Genomic DNA, 19,020 nt, shown 5'->3' with positions numbered 1-19,020 from the left:
TGGCGGCCATTACGCTGATTTTCTTCTTCCTGGCCTACGTGGTGCTGCCCCTGTTCCAGGGCGCGGACCTGACCGCCAAGGACTCCATCACCCCGGCCTGGATGCAAGACGCCGGCAAACCGCTGATGATCTCCATCGAAGAACAGAACCAGGTCGCCATGCGGGTTTCCGACAAGGGCCAGGCGCTGTTTTTCGACGTCAGCAGTGGCGCCGAACTGCGCCGCGTCGACCTGCCGATCCCGGCCGGCGCCAGCGTGACCGCCATTGGCGAGGACCAGCCCGGCAGCCCATTGGTGGCGATCGGTCTGTCCAACGGCCAGGCCCTGGTGTTCCGCCACACTTATAAGGTCACCTACCCGGACGGCAAGAAAACCATCTCGCCCGCCGTCGAATACCCTTACGGCGAGACGCCGATCGCCTTGAACGAACAGGGCGCGGCCCTGGAGCATGTGAGCCTCAACGCTACGGATTCGACCCTGCTGTTGGCCGGCTCCAGCGGCGCCCAGCTGCAAGTGCTGTCGCTCACCAGCGAAGAAAACATGATGACCGGTGAAATCACCAGCGAGCGGACGCGTATCGACCTGCCGCAGATGACCGAGCCGGTGAAAAACATCTTCGTCGACCCGCGCCAGCAGTGGCTGTATGTGGTCAACGGACGTGCCCAGGCCGATGTGTTCAGCCTGCGGGACAAGAGCCTCAACGGCCGTTACAAACTGCTGGAAAACGCCGATGCCCAAGTCACCGCCGCCACCCAGTTGGTGGGCGGGATCTCGCTGATCATCGGCGACTCCAAGGGCGGCCTGGCCCAATGGTTCATGGCCCGGGATCCGGACGGTGAGCTGCGCTTCAAACAGATTCGAACCTTCCAGATGGGCAGCGCGCCTATCGTCGAGATCAGCGCCGAAGAACGCCGCAAAGGTTTCGTGGCGCTCGACGCCGCCGGCAAGCTGGGCGTGTTCCACAGCACCGCCCACCGCACCCTGCTGGTGGACCAGGTGGTTGACGGCCAAGGTCTGTTCGGCATGTCGCCACGGGCCAACCGCCTGATCGTCGAACAGGGCGGCAAGTTGCAACCGTTGACGCTGGACAACCCGCACCCGGAAGTGTCGTGGAGCGCGTTGTGGAGCAAGGTCTGGTACGAAAACTACGACGAACCTAAATATGTCTGGCAATCGACCGCCGCCAACACCGACTTCGAACCCAAGCTGAGCCTCTCGCCGCTGACCTTCGGTACCCTGAAGGCGGCGTTCTACGCGATGCTGCTGGCCGCGCCGCTGGCGGTCGCCGCAGCGATCTACACCGCCTACTTCATGGCCCCGGGCATGCGCCGCAAGGTCAAGCCGGTGATCGAGTTGATGGAGGCGATGCCGACGGTGATCCTCGGTTTCTTCGCCGGCCTGTTCCTGGCGCCGTATGTCGAAGGGCATCTGCCGGGTATCTTCAGCCTGTTGATGTTGCTGCCGATCGGCATCCTGGTCGCCGGTTTCGCCTTCAGCCGCCTGCCGGAATCCATTCGCTTGAAAGTGCCGGACGGCTGGGAAAGCGCCATGCTGATCCCGGTCATCCTGTTCGTAGGCTGGCTCTCGCTGTACATGAGCCCGTACATGGAAGCCTGGTTCTTCGGCGGCGACATGCGCATGTGGATCTCCCATGACCTGGGCATCACCTACGACCAGCGCAACGCCCTGGTGGTAGGCCTGGCGATGGGCTTCGCGGTGATCCCGAACATCTATTCCATCGCCGAAGACGCCGTGTTCAGCGTGCCGCGCGGCCTGACCCTGGGCTCCCTGGCGCTCGGTGCCACGCCGTGGCAGACCATGACCCGCGTGGTAATCCTCACCGCCAGCCCGGGCATCTTCTCGGCGCTGATGATCGGCATGGGCCGTGCGGTGGGCGAGACCATGATCGTGCTGATGGCCACCGGTAACACGCCGGTCATGGAAATGAACCTGTTCGAAGGCCTGCGCACCCTGGCGGCCAACGTGGCGGTGGAGATGCCTGAGTCGGAAGTCGGCGGCAGCCATTACCGCGTGCTGTTCCTGTCGGCCCTGGTGTTGCTGTTGTTCACCTTCGTCATGAACACCCTCGCCGAGCTGATCCGTCAGCGTCTGCGCAAGAAATATTCGTCGCTTTAAGAAAGGTAGAAGTCTGTGAAACAGAACTCCCTGAAAGGATGGTTCAAGAGCGGCGCCCCCGGCGTCTGGATCAGCGGTGGCGCGGTGTCCATCGCGGTCATCATGACCATTGGCCTGCTGGCGGTGATCGCTGTGCGCGGCCTGGGCCACTTCTGGCCGGCGGACCTGATCCACGCCAACTACAACGTGCCGGGCATGCCTGCGCACCTGGTGGTCGGCGAAGTCGTGCAGAAAGAAGAAGTGCCCCGCGAGCGCCTGAAAAGCGCCGGCCTGCCGGTGCCGGACGAAGGCCCCGAGTTCATGACCCGCGAACTGATCAAGGTCGGCAACCGAGACCTGAACGGCACTGACTTCACCTGGATCGTCGGCGATTGGCTGACCAACCAGACCACGCCGCCGGAACTGATGGCCATCGAGCGTCGTGAGTGGGGCAACTTCTACGGTTACCTGGTCAACGTCAAGGAAGGCGGCAAGGTCATCGCCGAGGGCGAAGCGGCCTGGCCGCAACTGCAGGCTCGCGTACAGCGGGTCAACCAGTTGGCCGCCGAGCTCAAGACCCTGGAAAAAGTCGACATCGGCGCCATCAACGCCGGTCTGGAGCGTATCCGCCTGCACGGTCGCAAGCTGGAGCTGGACGGCAAGCTCGACGCTTCGGCCCAGGCCGACCTGGAAAGCGAGCGTGCCGAACTCAACGCTCGCTACAAGGACATCGAAGTGCGCCTGGCCGACCTGCACGCGCAGTTCAACCGTGACAGCCTGACCGCCCGCGATGCCAACGGCAAGGAAGTGGAGATCGAAATCGGCAAAGTGGTGCACGCCTACCAGCCAAACGGCATGGGCACGTTCACCAAGCTGGGTTTCTACTTCAGCAAGGTCTGGGAATTCCTCAGCGACGACCCCCGTGAAGCCAACACCGAAGGCGGTATCTTCCCGGCGATTTTCGGCACCGTGATGATGACCCTGATCATGGCGATGATCGTGACGCCGTTCGGCGTGCTGGCGGCGGTCTACCTGCGTGAATACGCCCGCCAGGGCCCGATGACCCGCCTGATCCGCATCGCGGTGAACAACCTCGCGGGCGTTCCGGCCATTGTTTACGGCGTGTTCGGCCTGGGCTTCTTCGTCTACGTGCTGGGTGGTTCGGTCGATCGCTTGTTCTTCCCCGAGGCCTTGCCGGCGCCGACCTTCGGCACCCCGGGCCTGCTCTGGGCATCCCTGACCCTGGCGCTGCTGGCGGTGCCGGTGGTGATCGTGGCCACCGAAGAAGGCCTGGCGCGGATCCCGCGTACCGTGCGCGAAGGCTCCCTGGCCCTCGGTGCGACCAAGGCCGAGACCCTGTGGAAAATCGTCCTGCCCATGGCCAGCCCGGCGATGATGACCGGGATGATCCTCGCCGTGGCTCGTGCCGCCGGTGAAGTGGCACCGTTGATGCTGGTGGGCGTGGTGAAACTGGCCCCGTCGCTGCCGCTGGACGGTAACTACCCGTACCTGCACCTGGACCAGAAGATCATGCACCTGGGCTTCCATATCTATGACGTCGGTTTCCAGAGCCCGAACGTCGAAGCGGCGCGACCGCTGGTCTATGCCACGGCGCTGCTGCTGGTGCTGGTGATCGCCACGCTCAACCTGTCGGCCGTGTGGATCCGTAACCACCTGCGCGAGAAGTACAAGGCACTGGATAGTTGATGGTCTGTGGGAGCGAGCTTGCTCGCGAAGCTTCTGGCGGCCTCGAGGGCCCCTTCGCGAGCAAGCTCGCTCCCACGCTGATCGGCGTTCACTGGAATTTCATGGGGCCGCCACACAGGCGTTCCGAACCGAATTTGTTAGCACAGGGAGCCTCCCATGCAACACGAAGCACATACACACGGCATCAACATGTCGGCCCTGGGCCGCGACAAGCAGAGCCTGGATCTGGCGCAGGAAACCGTCGCCATCGAAGTACCCGGCCTGAGCCTGTTCTACGGCGAGAAGCAGGCCCTGTATGACGTCAGCCTGAATATCCCGAAACAGCGCGTCACCGCGTTCATCGGTCCGTCGGGCTGCGGCAAGTCAACCTTGCTGCGCACCTTCAACCGCATGAACGACCTGGTGGACGGCTGCCGCGTCGAAGGTGAAATCAACCTCTACGGCAACAACATCTACCGCAAGGGCGAAGACGTGGCCGAGCTGCGCCGTCGCGTCGGCATGGTGTTCCAGAAGCCGAACCCGTTCCCGAAAACCATCTACGAGAACGTGGTCTACGGCTTGCGCATCCAGGGCATCAACAAGAAGCGCATCCTCGACGAAGCCGTGGAATGGGCCCTCAAGGGCGCAGCGCTGTGGGACGAGGTCAAGGATCGTCTGCATGAATCGGCCCTCGGCCTGTCCGGTGGCCAGCAGCAACGTCTGGTGATCGCCCGCACCATCGCCGTGGAACCGGAAGTGCTGCTGCTCGACGAACCCTGCTCGGCCCTCGACCCGATCTCGACGCTGAAAGTCGAAGAGCTGATCTACGAGCTCAAGTCCAAGTTCACCATCGTCATCGTGACCCACAACATGCAACAGGCGGCGCGGGTTTCCGACTACACCGCGTTCATGTACATGGGCAAACTGGTGGAATTCGGCGATACCGATACGCTGTTCACCAATCCGGCGAAGAAACAGACCGAAGACTACATCACCGGTCGTTACGGCTAGTCGAGGCAACTGCATAGCCGCACTGCGCTATCAGGATCAACATTTAACTGCTTGAAGCTTGCAGCTTGAAGCTTGCAACTTTCGCGGAGCGAACAAGATGATTTCGAAGGAAGGCCTTACTCACCACATTTCCGCACAGTTCAACGCCGAGCTGGAGGAAGTGCGCAGTCACTTGCTGGCCATGGGCGGGCTGGTGGAAAAGCAGGTCAACGACGCGGTGACCGCACTGATCGAGGCCGACTCCGGCCTGGCCCAGCAGGTGCGCGAAATCGATGACCAGATCAACCAGATGGAACGCAACATCGACGAGGAGTGCCTGCGCATCCTGGCCCGTCGTCAGCCGGCTGCGTCCGACCTGCGCCTGATCATCAGCATCTCCAAGTCGGTGATCGATCTTGAGCGGATCGGCGACGAAGCCACCAAGATCGCCCGTCGTGCCATTCAGTTGTGCGAAGAAGGCGAGGCACCCCGCGGCTACGTCGAGGTTCGCCACATCGGCGACCAGGTGCGCAACATGGTCCGCGACGCACTGGACGCCTTCGCCCGCTTCGACGCCGACCTGGCGTTGTCGGTGGCCCAGTACGACAAGATCATCGACCGCGAATACAAGACCGCCCTGCGCGAGCTGGCGACCTACATGATGGAAGACCCGCGTTCCATTTCCCGGGTGTTGAGCATTATCTGGGTGCTGCGTTCCCTGGAGCGTATCGGCGATCATGCGCGCAACATCTCGGAACTTGTCATCTATCTGGTGCGCGGTACCGACGTGCGCCATCTGGGGCTCAAGCGGATGAAGGAAGAAGTTCAGGGCACCCCGTCCGAAACCGCTAATGTTCCGGGCGAAACTGACGATAAGTAAGATTGCCAAGAAAAGCGCCCGGCCTTCTGGTCGGGCTTTTTTTTGGATTTTTTTTAATCCAAAGCAGCACCCCGCGAACGAAAAGTCCCGGCGTGACTGACGGTTTTTTTGGCAATATGCCATCAGTAAAAGCGGTATGCTTGCCGGGATTTTTTAGAGGTGTATCTGGATGAGTAAGGTCAGTGTGTTGGTCGTGGACGATGCTTCGTTCATTCGTGACCTGGTGAAGAAGTGCCTGCGCAACTACTTCCCGGGCGTGCGTATCGAAGACGCGGTGAACGGCAAGAAAGCCCAGGCCCTGCTGGCTCGCGAGGCATTCGATCTGGTGCTGTGCGATTGGGAAATGCCGGAAATGTCCGGCCTCGAACTGCTGACCTGGTGCCGCCAGCAGGACACCCTCAAGGGCATGCCCTTCGTGATGGTCACCAGCCGCGGCGACAAGGAAAACGTGGTCCAGGCGATCCAGGCCGGCGTTTCCGGCTACGTCAGCAAGCCGTTCACCAACGAACAGTTGCTGACCAAGGTCAAGCAGGCCCTGCACAAGGTCGGCAAGCTCGACACGCTGATGAACAGTGCCCCGACCAAGATGAACTCGGCATTCGGTAATGATTCCCTCAACGCCCTGACGGGCAATAAGGCGCCGGTAGCGGCTGTTGCTTCGGCGCCTGCGGCGAATCCGTTGGCCAAGCCGGCCGTCGCTCCCGCAGCCGCTGCTGCCCCGGCCCGTGGACTGCTCAACAGCCCACCGGTCAAGGCGCCGGTAGCCGCCGCTTCGACGACCAACCGTGGCCAAGGCCAGTTGCGCCTGTCCAGCGGCACCCAGCAATGCGTGATCAAGGCCCTGAGCCTCAAGGAAGCGCTGCTGGTGGTCAAGCGCACCGATACCCTGCCACAAGTGCTCGAAAGCGCAGTGCTGGACATGGAGCAGGGCGACAACGCCGAAACTGCTCGTCTCAACGGCTACCTGCACGCCATCGTCGCCCATGAGCAGACCCCCGACAGCGAATGGCTGCAACTGACGTTCCGCTTCGTCGACAAAGACCCGCAGAAACTCGATTACATTTCCCGCCTGATCGCCCGCGGCACCGCGCAGAAACACTTCGTGCCGGGCGCCTGATTCGGCGGCGCCTTCGAGTCCGCTATCGCGAGCAAGCTCGCTCCCACAGGGGATCTTCAGTGTTCACTGGATCGAGTGTGGGAGCGGGCTTGCTCGCGATGGGGCCATAAGATCCAACACTGATCGCTGATCCAATTTTGAAACATCCGTCGACTACGCTGGTCCATCCCAGCTGCTAGGCTGCTGTGCAGGCCTTCATTTTCGACAGAACCTTTGCCCATGCTCGTGCCCCTGCTGTTTGCCTGTGGTCTTGTCCTGGCCTCCACCTCGGCCGTGGCCATGACGATCTACAAATCCACCGATGCCAATGGCGTGGTGTCCTATAGCGACCGCCCCAGCAAGGGCGCCCAGGTGTTCGTGTTCCGCGACCGCATGGTCGAACGCCTGGAGCGGCAGGTGTTTCTCGATATCAAGAAACAGAACGGCGCGGATGCGGTGTTCGTGCGCAACGACTTGTACGCGCCGGTGGAGATCGAGTTGAGTTTCGCCGGGCTGCGCAACGTCAGCGGGGCGCCGAGCCGGCCGATTCGTCGGGTGCTGCCGGCGCGCAGCAACCTGCGCCTGGCACTGCTCACGGCCACCCGGCCCGGCAGGCCGCTGGTGTATACCCCAAGGTTCGAATATTCCCTGGGCGACCCTGCAGGCGCCGCCGAGGCCTATCGGTACCCGTTGCCTTGGCGCGGCGGGCCGTTCCGGCTGAGCCAGGGGGCCAACGGCCAATACAGCCATTACGGCCCGAAGAACCGCTACGCCATGGACATCGCCATGCCTGTGGGCACGCCGATCATCGCCGCGCGGGGCGGCGTGGTCATCAAGACCGAAAACGAGCAGACCGGCCGCGGGGATGACCCTGCGGGCAACTTCGTGCGAGTGCTGCACGATGACGGCACCATGGGTGTCTACCTGCACCTGCAGAAGGGCTCGGTGAGCGTACGGGAAGGGCAGCGGGTCGGGGTGGGCACGCCGCTGGCATTGTCGGGCAATACCGGCAACAGCTCAGGCCCGCACCTGCATTTCGTGGTGCAGCGCAACACCGGGTTGGGGCTGGTGTCGATTCCCTACCAGTTCAATCAGCCGGTGGGCGACTTGCCCAACTTTGCGTTGGGCAAGCAGTAGCCTCTGCAAAAGCGAAGGAGCTTTTGTGGCGAGGGAGCTTGCTCCCGCTCGGCTTTGTAGGAGCTGGCGAAGCCTGCGATCTTTTGATCTTTCGCTCCAGACTCAACGGGCAGTGGAAAGATCGCAGCCTCGCTTCGCTCGTCAGCTCCTACAGACCCAGCGGGAGCAAGCTCCCTCGCCACAGAGGCTGGCTGCTCCAGGCCGAAATGCGATCCCCTGTGGGAGCGAGCTTGCTCGCGAAGGCAGCACCGCCGACCTTCAGTCAACGACTCAATCGAGCATCAATACCTTCGCCAGGATGATCTTCGGTCCTTTCATCTTCTTGATGATGATCCGCAGGCCTTCGACTTCCAGCACTTCTTCCTCTTCCGGCACGCGCTTGAGGGTTTCATAGACCAGGCCGGCCAGGGTTTCGGCTTCGATGTGGTCCAGGTCGATCCCCAGCAGGCGCTCGACCTTGAACAGTGGTGTGTCGCCGCGTACCAGCAGCTTGCCCGGCTGGTAGGCCAGGATGCCGCGTTCGGCCTTGCGGTGTTCGTCCTGGATGTCGCCCACCAGCACTTCCAGCACGTCTTCCATGGTCAGGTAGCCGATGATGTTGCCGTCGGCCTCCTCGACCAAGGCGAAGTGCGAGCCGCCCTTGCGGAACTGCTCCAGCAACTGCGACAGCGGCATGTGCCGCGACACCCGCTCCAGCGGCCGGGTCAGTTCGGCCAGGTTGAACGACTCGGGAATGTGATCCAGGGCCGCCAGTTCCAGCAGCAGGTCCTTGATGTGCAACAGGCCGACGAACTCCTGGCGCTCGCTGTCGTACACCGGGTAACGGCTGAACTTGTGGCGACGGAACATCGCCAGGATTTCCTTGAGCGGCGCGTTGAATTCCAGCGTCACCAGGTCTTCCCGGGAGTTGGCCCAGTCCACCACTTCCAGCTCGCCCATCTCCACGGCCGAGGCCAGCACGCGCATGCCCTGGTCGCTGGGGTCCTGGCCACGGCTGGAGTGCAGGATCAGTTTCAGCTCTTCGCGGCTGTAATGGTGTTCATGGTGCGGGCCGGGCTCGCCTTGGCCGGCGATGCGCAAGATGGCGTTGGCACTGGCGTTGAGCAGGTAGATCGCCGGGTACATGGCCCAGTAGAACAGGTACAGCGGCACGGCGGTCCACAGCGACAGCAGCTCGGGTTTGCGAATGGCCCAGGATTTGGGCGCCAGTTCACCGACCACGATGTGCAGGTACGAAATGATGAAGAATGCGGTGAAGAACGACACGCCCTTGATCACTTCCGGCGACTGTACGCCGACCGCGCCCAGCAACGGCTCGAGGATGTGGGCGAACGCCGGCTCGCCGACCCAGCCCAGGCCCAGGGACGCCAGGGTGATACCCAGTTGGCACGCAGACAGGTAGGCGTCGAGCTGGCTGTGGACGGTGCGCAGGATGTGCCCGCGCCAGCCGTTCTGCTCGGCAATGGCTTCGACCCGGGTCGAGCGCAGCTTGACCATGGCGAATTCGGCCGCAACGAAAAAGCCGTTGAGCAAAACCAGGATCAGAGCGAAAAGAATCATGCCGAATTCGGCGAAGAGTGTGACGAGGGACAAGCCAGGGGAAGGGTCCATGATGGGGTTTTGCGGGTTCCGAATAGTCGTGGGAATTGGAAATGGGCGCCCGAAAAGGCAGGCGCAAGTCAGTCAATGTAGCGGCTGACTCGGCGATTGCCTAGGGGGCGTGCTCAATCAGCGGGGCGGTCGAGGCGTGCGCGAACCACCTGGGCCGGGGCGAAATGGCAGGTAAAGGTGCTGCCATGGCCGGGTACGCTGCTGATTTCCATGCGGGCGCGATGGCGCAGCAGGACGTGTTTGACGATGGCCAGGCCCAGCCCGGTGCCCCCCGTGTTGGAGTTGCGGCTGGAGTCGACGCGGTAGAAGCGTTCGGTCAGGCGTGGCAGGTGCTTGCTGTCGATACCGATGCCCGAATCGCGCACGCTCAGGTGCGCGCCTTGTTCATCGCCCCACCAGCGCACATGGATCCGGCCTTGCTCCGGTGTGTACTTGACCGCGTTGAACACCAGGTTGGAAAACGCACTGCGCAGTTCCGCCTCGCTGCCTTTGAGCTGCACGGCCGGGTCGGCTTCCAGGGTAATGGTCTGCTGCTTGGGGCCGGACAGTTCCTGCGCATCTTCGGCAATGGTTTGCAGCAGGTCGTCGATGGGCACTGGCTGGTTGTCCGACGGGTAGTCGGTGGCTTCCAGCTTCGCCAGCAGCAACAAGTCGTTGAGCAGGGTCTGCATGCGCCCGCTTTGCTGGTGCATCTGCTGCAAGGCCCGGGTCCAGCGCGGGTTCACCTCCTCGACGTTGTCGAGCAGGGTTTCCAGGTAACCGCAGATCACTGTCAACGGCGTGCGCAGCTCGTGGGAAACGTTGGCGATGAAATCCTTGCGCATCTGTTCCAGCTGATGGATCCGCGTGACATCGCGTACCAGCATCAAGTGCTCGTTGTTGCCGTAGCGGGTGATGTACAACTGGATGCGCAACCGATCGTTGGTGGGCGAAGGGATTTCCAGCGGCTCGGCGTAGTTGGCTTGCTCGAAATATTCCTTGAAGCGCGGATGACGCACCAGGTTGGTCACTGGCTGGCCGCTGTCCTGGGGCGTCTTGAGGCCCAGCAGGGTCTCGGCGGCGCGGTTCCACCACTCCAGGTTGCCGTCGCTGTCGAGCATGATCACCGCGTCTTTCAGCGCGGCGGTGGACTCCTGGACCCGGTCGATCACCGCCTGCAGGCGACCGCGAACGCGCTGGTCGCGCCGTTGCAGGTGGTAGATGCTGTCGAACACCTCACCCCACAGGCCATAGCCGTCGGGCGGGGCTTCGTCGGGTTGGTGCAGGCGCAGCCATTCGTGCAGACGCAGCAATTGCTTGAGGGTCCAGGCCAGGTAAAGCCCCAGCCCGGCGGCCAGGCTCCAGCCGTAATAACCGCTGATCAGGCCGATCAGCAAACAACCGGTCACCAGCAACAACATGTGGCGAATCAGGGTGCCATGCCAGTTTTGATTCACGTGACGCGCGTCCTTGTCAGCTTGTCGGGCGGTAAGGGCTCGGATCAGGCCTTGGTCGAAAAACGATAACCGGTGCCGCGCACGGTTTGTACCAGATTTTCATAAGCATCGCCGAGGGCCTTGCGCAGGCGCCGGATGTGCACGTCCACGGTGCGTTCCTCGACGTAGACGTTGCCGCCCCAGACCTGGTCCAACAATTGGCCGCGGGTGTAGGCACGTTCCTGGTGAGTCATGAAGAATTGCAGCAGGCGGTATTCGGTCGGCCCCATCTCGGCGGGTTTGCCGTCGATGGTCACGCGGTGGCTGATCGGGTCGAGCAGCAGGCCACCGACTTCAATCGGCGCTTCGCCATCGGTCGGCCCGGCGCGGCGCAGCACGGCTTTCAGGCGCGCCACCAGTTCCCGTGGGGAAAACGGCTTGGTGATGTAGTCGTCGGCGCCGACTTCCAGGCCCTGGATCTTGTTGTCCTCTTCGCCCTTGGCGGTGAGCATGATGATCGGGATATCCCCGGTCAGCTCGTCGCGCTTGAGGCGTCGCGCCAGTTCGATGCCTGACGTGCCGGGAAGCATCCAGTCCAGCAGGATCAGGTCGGGCTTGCGGTCGACGATGATGGCATGGGCCTGTTGAGAGTTTTCTGCTTCCATGCAGTCATAGCCGGCCATCTCCAACGCAACGGCGATCATCTCGCGGATGGGTGCCTCGTCGTCGACGATCAGAATGCTCCTGCCAACCATGGGGTAATCCTCTTGTCATTTAACTGTCTTGCGCCGCATTAGATAACGGAATTATTGCAGTCGTGTGACAGTTATTTCCTGGTCCTGCAGCAAGGAGGATCCTGGACTAAGCTTTTCAGTCCGAATCCTGACAACCACAAAAGAAGGTTTCCATGACTTACTTCACCCAATCCATCAAGGTTCTGGCAGTCACGGCTGCACTGGCGCTGCCGGCATGGGCATTCGCGGCTGAACCGGCGATGGAAAAAGACGGCATGTTCACCGATCACAAAGGCATGACGCTGTATACGTTTGCCAAAGACTCGGGCGGCAAGTCGATGTGCAACGACAAATGCGCCGCCAACTGGCCGCCGCTCAAGGCTGAAAGCGACGACAAGTCCATGGGCGAATGGACGGTGATCAACCGTGACGACGGTACGAAGCAGTGGGCCTACGATGGCAAGCCGTTGTACACCTTCGTCATGGACAAGAAGGCGGGGGACATGACCGGTGACGGTAAAATGGACGGCGCCTGGAAGGTCGCCAAGCCCGACTGACCACCCCGAACGCTTTTGTGGCGAGGGAGCTTGCTTCCGCTGGGCTGCGAAGCGGCCCCAAAATCTTGCGGTCGCTGCGCAACCGAGCGGGAGCAAGCTCCCTCGCCACAAAGCCTTTCATGAGCCAAGGTTCAGTGTTGGGTCAGCGGCCTCAGCGCAACGCGTAATCCAGCACAATCCCCACGAAAATCGCCAGCCCGGCCCAGTGGTTGTGCAGGAACGCCTGGAAGCAACGCATCCGGTCCCTGCCTCGGGTGTACCAGAACTCCCAGGCGAAGCACGCGGCAGCGGCCACCAGCCCCAGGTGGAACCAGCCACCCAGCTGGAATTTCGATCCGGCCAGCAGCAGGCAGCCCAAGGCCAGGCCTTGCAGCGTCAGGATGATCACCCGGTCGGCATCGCCAAACAGGATCGCCGTGGATTTCACGCCGATGCGCAGGTCATCGTCCCGGTCGGTCATTGCGTAATAGGTGTCGTAGCCCACCGTCCACAGCAGGTTGGCGATGTACAGCAACCACGCGGCCGCCGGCAGATGCCCGGTTTCGGCAGTGAACGCCATCGGCATGCCCCAGGAGAACGCCGCGCCCAGCACCACTTGCGGGTAGTAGGTATAGCGCTTCATGAACGGGTAGCTGAACGCCAGCGCCAGCCCCCCGAGGGACAACAGGATGGTCGGTGCATTGGTGCACAGCACCAGCAGGAAGCTCACGCTCATCAGCACGGCGAAGAACACCAGCGCTTCTTTCGAACTGATCTTGCCGCTCACCAGCGGGCGCTGCTCGGTGCGTTTGACGTGGCCGTCGACCTTGCGGTCGGCCCAGTCATTGATCACACAGCCGCCAGCGCGGGTCAGCACCACGCCGAGGACGAAAATCACCACGTTGGCGATGGACGGCGAACCTTCGCCGGCAATCCACAACGCCCACAGCGTCGGCCACAACAGCAGGTAGATGCCGATGGGCTTGTCCATACGGGTCAGTTGCACGAAGTCCCACGCCCGTGGATTCAGGCGATTCAAGGATTTGAGCAGTTGCACGTACATCAAGCATTCTCCGAATAGGCGCGGGCGACGGTCCACAGGCGTGGCAGGAAGATTTCCGCCACCAGGACGCTCAATGCACCGCGATCGAAACGTGAACGGCGGCCCCACAGCCCGCTGGCGCGGACGTCTTGCGGCAACCCGGCCTCGGGGTAATGGCAAACCTCGATGGCCCGGCGCTGGAACGCCTGGTCGCAAAACAGCAATTCGCCCAGGGAGCGACTGCCCAGTTCGTCCATCTGCAAGCCGTCACCCTGCAAGGCGCTGCGCGCCGCCACACTGCGGGCGAACACCCAAGGCTGGTCGCGGCCGCGCAGATACACTTCGCGTACCCAGCCCTCGCTGCCCTCGGCCAGGTCCAGGGCGGCACATTCGTCGGCGCGCAACGGCTGCCAGCCTTCGAACAGCGGCGTCACGCTGAAATGGCCGTCCGACAGGCGCGTGAGGCGCCGGGTCAGGGAGCCTTCGTCGAACAGCCAATCGAGTACACCCGCATCGGGGCGGGGCGACAGCAGGTGCTGAGGCAGCCATTGGAGTGTAGGAAATATCGAATTTGTATGCGGCACAGAGGTCTTGAATGGCAGCAAATGAGGCCGCGAGCTTACCATGTCGGTCGCCGGTTTTGACGGGCCCGGCCGGCTGCCCTGCCGATCGTGCTTGCATCTGTCGCAACCGATCAGTACAAAACGGCCCTGAGCCGGAAAATACCGGCCAAGGCCTGACATCTTGAGGAAGTATTGGAATGAAGAAGTGGCAATGTATTGTCTGCGGCCTGATCTACAACGAAGCTGACGGCTGGCCTGACGATGGCATCGCGCCCGGCACCCGCTGGGAGGACGTACCGGCAGACTGGCTGTGCCCGGACTGCGGCGTCGGCAAAATGGATTTCGAAATGATCGAAATCAACTGATCGTTTCATCAAATGGAGAGCAACATGAGCGCACCTGTCGTCATCGTCGGTACAGGCCTGGCCGGTTATAACCTGGCCCGGGAGTTTCGCAAGCTCGACAGCGAAACCCCGTTGCTGCTGATCACTGCGGACGACGGTCGCTCGTATTCCAAGCCAATGCTCTCCACAGGCTTTGGCAAGAACAAAGACGCCGACGGCCTGAGCATGGCCGAGCCGGGGGCCATGGCCGAGCAACTCAAGGCCGAAGTGCGCACCCATACCCGCATCAGCGGCATCGATCCGGGTCATAAACGGCTGTGGTTCGGCGAAGAGGCGGTGAACTACCGCGACCTGATCCTGGCCTGGGGCGCCGAAACCGTGCGCGTGCCGGTACAGGGCGACGGGGCGGACCTGATCTTCCCCATCAACGACCTGGAAGACTACGCACGCTTCAGGGCCGCGGCGGCCGGCAAGCGCCGGGTGTTGCTGCTGGGTGCCGGCCTGATTGGCTGCGAGTTCGCCAACGACCTGAGCCTGGGTGGCTACGAAGTACAACTGGTGGCGCCGTGCGAGCAAGTCATGCCGACGCTGTTGCACCCGGCCGCCGCGGCAGCGGTCCAGGCCGGGCTGGAAAGCCTCGGTGCACGCTTCCACTTGGGTCCTGTGCTCAACCGCTTGCAGAAGGTCGCCGACGGTCTGGAGGCGCATCTGTCCGACGGCCAGGTGATCGCCTGCGACCTGGTGGTCTCGGCCATCGGCCTGCGTCCCCGTATCGACTTGGCAGCCGCGGCCGGCCTGGTGGTCAATCGCGGCGTCGTGGTCGACCGTCACTTGAAGACCTCTCACGCCAATATCTACGCCCTGGGCGACTGCGCCGAGGTCGACGGCTTGAACCTGCTGTATGTCATGCCGCTGATGAGCTGCGCCCGGGCCCTGGCCCAAACCCTGGCCGGCAACCCGACTGCCGTCAGCTACGGCCCCATGCCGATTACCGTGAAGACCCCGGTGTGCCCCTTGGTGGTGTCGCCGCCGCCGCGAGGCCGCGAGGGCGTGTGGAGCATCGAAGGGCAGGGGGCGGACATCAAGGCGCTGTGCCGCGACGCTCAAGGCAACCTGTTGGGCTATGCCCTGACAGGCACGGCGGTGATGGAGAAACTGGCGCTGAACAAGGAGCTTCCAGCCCTGCTGGCGTAAATACTGGTCGTTCTGTCGCAAAAACCCTACTTTTGGTCCCACAAAGGTCGCCCGGACACTGGCGCCGTTTTCGGCACCGTGCCATCCTCACTCCCGTCTGCCGCAGAGTAGAGCCTGCGGCGCCTTAGGGGCTGTTCCAAAGAGAGCAGCACGGACATAACAACAAAAAAACCGTCAAAGGGGCTTCATTCCATGCGTAAACCAGAACTCGCCGCCGCTATTGCGGAAAAAGCAGACCTCACCAAAGAACAAGCCAACCGCGTCCTCAACGCCGTCCTGGAAGAAATCACCGGCGCCCTGCACCGCAAGGACAGCGTTACCCTGGTGGGCTTCGGCACTTTCCTGCAACGCCACCGCGGCGCCCGCACTGGCAAAAACCCACAGACCGGTGAACCGGTGAAGATCAAGGCCAGCAACACCGTTGCCTTCAAACCAGGCAAGTCCTTGAAAGAAAGCGTCAACCCATAATTGCTACGAGTACCTCGGCCGGGGGAAAGAAAGCGGCAATCAAAAGGGCATATCGATGAGTCGGTATGCCCTTTTTTGTGCGGGGTTGCTGGCTGTGGCCAGGCATCCAGTGTATGGAGCTTGCTCGCGATAGCGGTGGGTCAGCTTGCTTCAATGGTGTCGGTACTGTCGTCATCGCGAGCAAGCTCGCTCCCACACGTGTTCGTCGCTATGCATGCCATCAGGCTTGACGCAGATCCAATGTGGGAGCGAGCTTGCTCGCGATGACGTCCGCCTAGTCAGCGGAAGTCTTCGGCTGCGCCAAGCCCTTCAAGGCCGCCTTGCGCGCTTCGATCGGCAATTCGCCCAGCTTTTCCACCGCCGCATAAAAGGCAACCCAATCACCGCCCTCGCGCCTGAATAGCGCCGCAAACGCCGGCACCCACTGGTCGTACAGCCCGAACGGCAATAGTCGCGCATTGTTCAGGGGCGCGTAGACCCAGGCGTCGTAGCGTTTGTCGCCCGCCCACTGGGTGTCGCGCATTTGCACATAGTCGGCACGCAGGCGCTCGAATTCCGCCGCTTTGCGTTGGCGCATCTGTTCGACTGTCAGGGGCTGGGCGTAGAGGGTTTCCAGGCGCTGGCGGGTGTCGAGGATCAGTTGGATGAACTGGTCGCGCTGGCGCACCTGCTTGCCATTGCCCGGCGCCAGCCCACGACTGGCACGCCATTGCCGGGTGCCTTCCTGTTCAACGAAGGTGGCGAAGGATTCATTGAATTCGGTGTCGTCCTTTACATAAAACCGCTGGTGCGCCAGTTCATGAAAGATCAGCGTCGCCAGGCGTTCGTCGCCCCAGTGCATCATCGAGCTCAGGATCGGATCGTTGAACCAGCCCAGCGTCGAATAGGCCTCTACACCGCCAATCGCCACGTCCATGCCCTGCAAGCGCTGCAACGCGGCCTCGCCACGGGCGGCGCCCTGGCTGTAATAACCGCGATAAGCCACGCAACCGGCAATGGGGAAACAATGATTCTGCGGCGCCAGGGAAAATTCTGGCGTGGCAAAGACATTCCAGACTACGAATGGCCGGCCTATATCCGCATACAGGCGATAGCTTCGATTGTCCGGTAAATGCAGGTGGTCGCTGGCAAACGTCCGTGCCTCGCGCGCCTTGGCCAGGTGTGCCTTGAGTTGGGTATCACGAGCGGGGTCGGCGATGACTTGGTCGATAGGCTCTCGGGCTTGTAACAACCGCAGCTGTCCGCCGACGAGCTGGCTGTAGTAACCGACGCTACTGCAACCGTTCAGTAACAAAAGCAGGAGGCCTGGAAACAAAATCTGGAAAACACGGTCGAGTAACCGATGGCTTGAACGCGGCCTGATCAATTGGAATCACCCTGGGAAGTCTGCCCACAGACTATCTCGCTTGCCTGGAGCTTCGCTATGCGCGTGTTGATGCTGACGAGTGGCCTGTTGCTGCTGACCGGTTGCGCCGGTTTGCCTGATCCTGATCCCTCCCAGGCGTGGATCGACCTGGGAAACCAGCAGGACACCGCGCTACAAGCGCTGGAAGTCGATGACAAGATGTCCATTGACCGGCGTTATTTCGAAGTGCAACCCGGCAGCCACGAGCTGACGGTGCGTTATCAATTTGCCGTCGAGCCCGGCAACATCGGCCCCGATGCCGAGCCGCTGTGGCGCGATTGCCGGTTGAACCTGACATTCAAGGACTTCAATGCCGGCCAACGTTACCAGCTACAGGCCGGCAGCATTGGTTTCCGACCGTGGGCCAAGCTTTACGATCAGCAGCGCAAAGTGGTGGGGCAGGGTACACCGGCGGGCTGCCAGCAAAGTTGATCGGCGTTATGCTCAAGACCTGATTATTCAGGAAACTCACCATGCGCCTTCACATGCTGTTACTGGTCTCCGTTGCCATGGGCGGTTGCACAGCGACCCCGCTGCCATCGGTCGATCCGAACATGGCCTGGGTCGATTTCGCGACGCCTACGCCGGGTGGCAAGGTACTGATGGCTGAAAAGCTGGATGGCCAGCGGCTGCGAGACGGGCGCTTCTTCCAGGTTTCGCCGGGTAGCCATGAATTGGAAGTACGCTTCGACTTCGAGGTATTTGGTGGCGGTGGGCTGGGTTTGATGAGCGAGCCGCAAGAACGACTGTGTTATCTGACCGTGCGATACGATCATTTCATGGCCGGCCAGCGCTATCGCCTGGAGGCGCGTAACCTGGCATACACCCCAAGCGCCCGGCTTTATGACGCCAAGCGAGAAGTCGTTGCCGAAGACCGACAAGCCCGCTGCATGCCATAGGACCTCTTAGCGGTCGTTCTTCTGGTAGATGATTTTCTTCGTGCCGTTTTCGCAAGTGCCCACCACCATGTTCTGGTCGTGGACTTCATCATTCGTGACGATTTCCAGCGTGTAGGACGATACGTTATTGGCCTGGATCTTCGCTTCGATTTCCGCTTTCAGCTCTTCACAGGATTTGGGTGCGGCAAGGGCTGATGTCGCGAATGCACAGCCGATGACCACCAGGGCTGATCGTTTCATGTTCGAATTCCTCATGGCAGCGCGCACTGCCTGTGCGCTGAAACTGCAGGCTTCATTCGACCATAATTGCGCCGGGGTAAACAGCTCGACCGCATTCAATAAATCGCAGCCTTCGCCAGCGTCGGCAAAGGCTGCGATCCTTTCATGCGTCAGCTCACCAGCGTCGCATCCAGGGTGATGTTGGCGTTCAGCACCTTGGAAACCGGGCACCCTTCCTTGGCCTTCTTGCTCAGCTCATCGAATTGCGCCTGGCTGGCACCGGGGATTTTCGCCTTGAGCACCAGCTTGACCGCTGTGATCGCAAAACCGCCCTCGACCTGGTCCAGGGTCACTTCGGCGTTGGTGTCGATGCTGTCGGCCTTGAGCCCGGCATCGCCGAGGATCATCGAAAAGGCCATGGAAAAGCAGCCGGCATGGGCCGCGCCGATCAACTCCTCGGGGTTGGTACCCTTGCCACCTTCGAATCGTGCCTTGAAGCCATAGGGCGCTTCGCGCAACACACCGGTTTCCGTGGAGATGGAGCCGATGCCGGTTTTCAGGTCACCTTCCCAATGAGCCGATGCTTTCTTGATGATAGCCATGTCTGCCTCCTGAAGATTCGGCGCGAAAGCCGCGCCTGGGTGTTTTTTAACTGTCTGGGTTGTGAGGATAGACCGCCCGTAAAAG

20 protein-coding genes are annotated in these 19,020 nt (G+C 61.8%); 12 read left to right on the top strand and 8 right to left on the bottom strand.

The window, feature by feature from the left end; genetic code table 11:
* The first annotated feature begins 101 nt into the window (after nucleotides 1-101).
* The 6 genes from BLU85_RS27755 (at nucleotide 102) to BLU85_RS27730 (ending at nucleotide 7,903) form a co-directional block, all read left to right on the top strand.
* Entirely contained in the window at nucleotides 102-2,135 is a 2,034-nt protein-coding gene (locus BLU85_RS27755) for an ABC transporter permease subunit (protein WP_170847660.1), read from the top strand.
* 15 nt (nucleotides 2,136-2,150) lie between these two features.
* Nucleotides 2,151-3,821, top strand: coding sequence for a phosphate ABC transporter permease PstA (gene pstA / locus BLU85_RS27750; RefSeq protein WP_092204889.1), 1,671 nt, complete (start codon nucleotides 2,151-2,153; stop codon nucleotides 3,819-3,821).
* 156 nt (nucleotides 3,822-3,977) lie between these two features.
* Nucleotides 3,978-4,811 (top strand): phosphate ABC transporter ATP-binding protein PstB, encoded by an 834-nt coding sequence (pstB, locus tag BLU85_RS27745; RefSeq protein ID WP_058544183.1) that lies wholly within the window; start codon nucleotides 3,978-3,980, stop codon nucleotides 4,809-4,811.
* Nucleotides 4,812-4,908: 97 nt separating this feature from the next.
* Nucleotides 4,909-5,670 carry a phosphate signaling complex protein PhoU gene (gene phoU / locus BLU85_RS27740; RefSeq protein ID WP_060739809.1) on the top strand — a complete coding sequence of 254 codons (762 nt, stop codon included), beginning with the start codon at nucleotides 4,909-4,911 and terminating at the stop codon, nucleotides 5,668-5,670.
* A 169-nt stretch (nucleotides 5,671-5,839) separates the two neighbouring features.
* Entirely contained in the window at nucleotides 5,840-6,787 is a 948-nt protein-coding gene (locus BLU85_RS27735; protein WP_092204890.1) for a response regulator, read from the top strand.
* Between the two features lie 219 nt (nucleotides 6,788-7,006).
* Complete coding sequence (locus BLU85_RS27730; RefSeq protein ID WP_060739807.1) at nucleotides 7,007-7,903, top strand: peptidoglycan DD-metalloendopeptidase family protein; 897 nt, start codon at nucleotides 7,007-7,009, stop codon at nucleotides 7,901-7,903.
* 270 nt (nucleotides 7,904-8,173) lie between these two features.
* Here the strand turns inward: BLU85_RS27730 and BLU85_RS27725 are convergent, their stop codons facing one another.
* From BLU85_RS27725 to phoB, 3 genes are all read right to left on the bottom strand, one after another.
* A complete protein-coding gene (locus BLU85_RS27725; RefSeq protein WP_014335895.1) occupies nucleotides 8,174-9,514 on the bottom strand; it encodes a hemolysin family protein in 1,341 nt (446 codons plus the stop codon).
* Between the two features lie 113 nt (nucleotides 9,515-9,627).
* On the bottom strand, nucleotides 9,628-10,914 hold the full coding sequence (gene phoR / locus BLU85_RS27720) for a phosphate regulon sensor histidine kinase PhoR (RefSeq protein WP_256326652.1): 1,287 nt from the start codon (nucleotides 10,912-10,914) through the stop codon (nucleotides 9,628-9,630).
* Between the two features lie 80 nt (nucleotides 10,915-10,994).
* Complete coding sequence (phoB, locus tag BLU85_RS27715) at nucleotides 10,995-11,684, bottom strand: phosphate regulon transcriptional regulator PhoB (RefSeq protein WP_003177195.1); 690 nt, start codon at nucleotides 11,682-11,684, stop codon at nucleotides 10,995-10,997.
* A 152-nt stretch (nucleotides 11,685-11,836) separates the two neighbouring features.
* Between phoB and BLU85_RS27710 the strand changes: the two genes are divergently transcribed.
* The gene (locus tag BLU85_RS27710) at nucleotides 11,837-12,220 is read left to right on the top strand and encodes a COG4315 family predicted lipoprotein (protein ID WP_092204892.1); all 384 of its coding nucleotides are present in this window, start codon (nucleotides 11,837-11,839) and stop codon (nucleotides 12,218-12,220) included.
* A gap of 151 nt (nucleotides 12,221-12,371) precedes the next feature.
* On the opposite strand, the gene ubiA is transcribed toward BLU85_RS27710, so the two are convergent.
* Together ubiA and BLU85_RS27700 are read right to left on the bottom strand one after the other, a co-directional pair.
* Nucleotides 12,372-13,262: a 4-hydroxybenzoate octaprenyltransferase gene (gene ubiA / locus BLU85_RS27705; protein WP_014335898.1), complete on the bottom strand. Its 891-nt coding sequence runs from the start codon at nucleotides 13,260-13,262 to the stop codon at nucleotides 12,372-12,374.
* Nucleotides 13,262-13,825, bottom strand: a complete 564-nt coding sequence (locus BLU85_RS27700; protein ID WP_092204910.1) for a chorismate--pyruvate lyase family protein — start codon at nucleotides 13,823-13,825, stop codon at nucleotides 13,262-13,264. The genes ubiA and BLU85_RS27700 overlap by 1 nt, the downstream gene beginning before the upstream one ends.
* A 176-nt stretch (nucleotides 13,826-14,001) precedes the next feature.
* Here BLU85_RS27700 and BLU85_RS27695 point away from each other — a divergent pair, with 176 nt between their 5' ends.
* The 3 genes from BLU85_RS27695 to BLU85_RS27685 all read left to right on the top strand — a co-directional run bounded on the left by BLU85_RS27695 (nucleotide 14,002) and on the right by BLU85_RS27685 (nucleotide 15,810).
* Nucleotides 14,002-14,169, top strand: a complete 168-nt coding sequence (locus tag BLU85_RS27695) for a rubredoxin (protein ID WP_003177199.1) — start codon at nucleotides 14,002-14,004, stop codon at nucleotides 14,167-14,169.
* A 24-nt stretch (nucleotides 14,170-14,193) separates the two neighbouring features.
* Complete coding sequence (locus BLU85_RS27690) at nucleotides 14,194-15,342, top strand: NAD(P)/FAD-dependent oxidoreductase (RefSeq protein ID WP_092204893.1); 1,149 nt, start codon at nucleotides 14,194-14,196, stop codon at nucleotides 15,340-15,342.
* 192 nt (nucleotides 15,343-15,534) lie between these two features.
* Nucleotides 15,535-15,810, top strand: coding sequence for an HU family DNA-binding protein (locus BLU85_RS27685; RefSeq protein ID WP_060739802.1), 276 nt, complete (start codon nucleotides 15,535-15,537; stop codon nucleotides 15,808-15,810).
* A gap of 274 nt (nucleotides 15,811-16,084) precedes the next feature.
* Here the strand turns inward: BLU85_RS27685 and BLU85_RS27680 are convergent, their stop codons facing one another.
* Nucleotides 16,085-17,176 (bottom strand): aminopeptidase, encoded by a 1,092-nt coding sequence (locus tag BLU85_RS27680; RefSeq protein WP_092204894.1) that lies wholly within the window; start codon nucleotides 17,174-17,176, stop codon nucleotides 16,085-16,087.
* Between the two features lie 57 nt (nucleotides 17,177-17,233).
* Here BLU85_RS27680 and BLU85_RS27675 point away from each other — a divergent pair, with 57 nt between their 5' ends.
* Nucleotides 17,234-17,647 (top strand): PA0061/PA0062 family lipoprotein, encoded by a 414-nt coding sequence (locus tag BLU85_RS27675; protein WP_092204895.1) that lies wholly within the window; start codon nucleotides 17,234-17,236, stop codon nucleotides 17,645-17,647.
* A gap of 41 nt (nucleotides 17,648-17,688) precedes the next feature.
* Nucleotides 17,689-18,114 (top strand): PA0061/PA0062 family lipoprotein, encoded by a 426-nt coding sequence (locus BLU85_RS27670; RefSeq protein ID WP_092204896.1) that lies wholly within the window; start codon nucleotides 17,689-17,691, stop codon nucleotides 18,112-18,114.
* Nucleotides 18,115-18,120: 6 nt separating this feature from the next.
* Here BLU85_RS27670 and BLU85_RS27665 read toward each other — a convergent pair whose 3' ends face one another.
* The gene (locus BLU85_RS27665) at nucleotides 18,121-18,354 is read right to left on the bottom strand and encodes a DUF1161 domain-containing protein (protein WP_060739798.1); all 234 of its coding nucleotides are present in this window, start codon (nucleotides 18,352-18,354) and stop codon (nucleotides 18,121-18,123) included.
* A gap of 149 nt (nucleotides 18,355-18,503) precedes the next feature.
* Nucleotides 18,504-18,935 (bottom strand): OsmC family protein, encoded by a 432-nt coding sequence (locus tag BLU85_RS27660; RefSeq protein WP_060739797.1) that lies wholly within the window; start codon nucleotides 18,933-18,935, stop codon nucleotides 18,504-18,506.
* Nucleotides 18,936-19,020: the final 85 nt, after the last annotated feature.

It is taken from the genome of Pseudomonas sp. NFACC14, from assembly GCF_900106885.1.
Lineage (GTDB): Bacteria > Pseudomonadota > Gammaproteobacteria > Pseudomonadales > Pseudomonadaceae > Aquipseudomonas > Aquipseudomonas fluorescens_AA.
This window is presented reverse-complemented; position numbering and strand designations above follow the sequence as displayed.

Coding starts and splice junctions, on each gene's coding strand:
- BLU85_RS27755 (WP_170847660.1), top strand. CDS start 102: ATGCAAGACGCCGGCAAACCGCTGATGATCTCCATCGAAGAACAGAAC.
- pstB (WP_058544183.1), top strand. CDS start 3,978: ATGCAACACGAAGCACATACACACGGCATCAACATGTCGGCCCTGGGC.
- phoU (WP_060739809.1), top strand. CDS start 4,909: ATGATTTCGAAGGAAGGCCTTACTCACCACATTTCCGCACAGTTCAAC.
- BLU85_RS27735 (WP_092204890.1), top strand. CDS start 5,840: ATGAGTAAGGTCAGTGTGTTGGTCGTGGACGATGCTTCGTTCATTCGT.
- BLU85_RS27730 (WP_060739807.1), top strand. CDS start 7,007: ATGCTCGTGCCCCTGCTGTTTGCCTGTGGTCTTGTCCTGGCCTCCACC.
- BLU85_RS27725 (WP_014335895.1), bottom strand. CDS start 9,514: ATGGACCCTTCCCCTGGCTTGTCCCTCGTCACACTCTTCGCCGAATTC.
- phoR (WP_256326652.1), bottom strand. CDS start 10,914: ATGTTGTTGCTGGTGACCGGTTGTTTGCTGATCGGCCTGATCAGCGGT.
- phoB (WP_003177195.1), bottom strand. CDS start 11,684: ATGGTTGGCAGGAGCATTCTGATCGTCGACGACGAGGCACCCATCCGC.
- BLU85_RS27710 (WP_092204892.1), top strand. CDS start 11,837: ATGACTTACTTCACCCAATCCATCAAGGTTCTGGCAGTCACGGCTGCA.
- ubiA (WP_014335898.1), bottom strand. CDS start 13,262: ATGTACGTGCAACTGCTCAAATCCTTGAATCGCCTGAATCCACGGGCG.
- BLU85_RS27695 (WP_003177199.1), top strand. CDS start 14,002: ATGAAGAAGTGGCAATGTATTGTCTGCGGCCTGATCTACAACGAAGCT.
- BLU85_RS27690 (WP_092204893.1), top strand. CDS start 14,194: ATGAGCGCACCTGTCGTCATCGTCGGTACAGGCCTGGCCGGTTATAAC.
- BLU85_RS27685 (WP_060739802.1), top strand. CDS start 15,535: ATGCGTAAACCAGAACTCGCCGCCGCTATTGCGGAAAAAGCAGACCTC.
- BLU85_RS27675 (WP_092204895.1), top strand. CDS start 17,234: ATGCGCGTGTTGATGCTGACGAGTGGCCTGTTGCTGCTGACCGGTTGC.
- BLU85_RS27670 (WP_092204896.1), top strand. CDS start 17,689: ATGCGCCTTCACATGCTGTTACTGGTCTCCGTTGCCATGGGCGGTTGC.
- BLU85_RS27665 (WP_060739798.1), bottom strand. CDS start 18,354: ATGAAACGATCAGCCCTGGTGGTCATCGGCTGTGCATTCGCGACATCA.
- BLU85_RS27660 (WP_060739797.1), bottom strand. CDS start 18,935: ATGGCTATCATCAAGAAAGCATCGGCTCATTGGGAAGGTGACCTGAAA.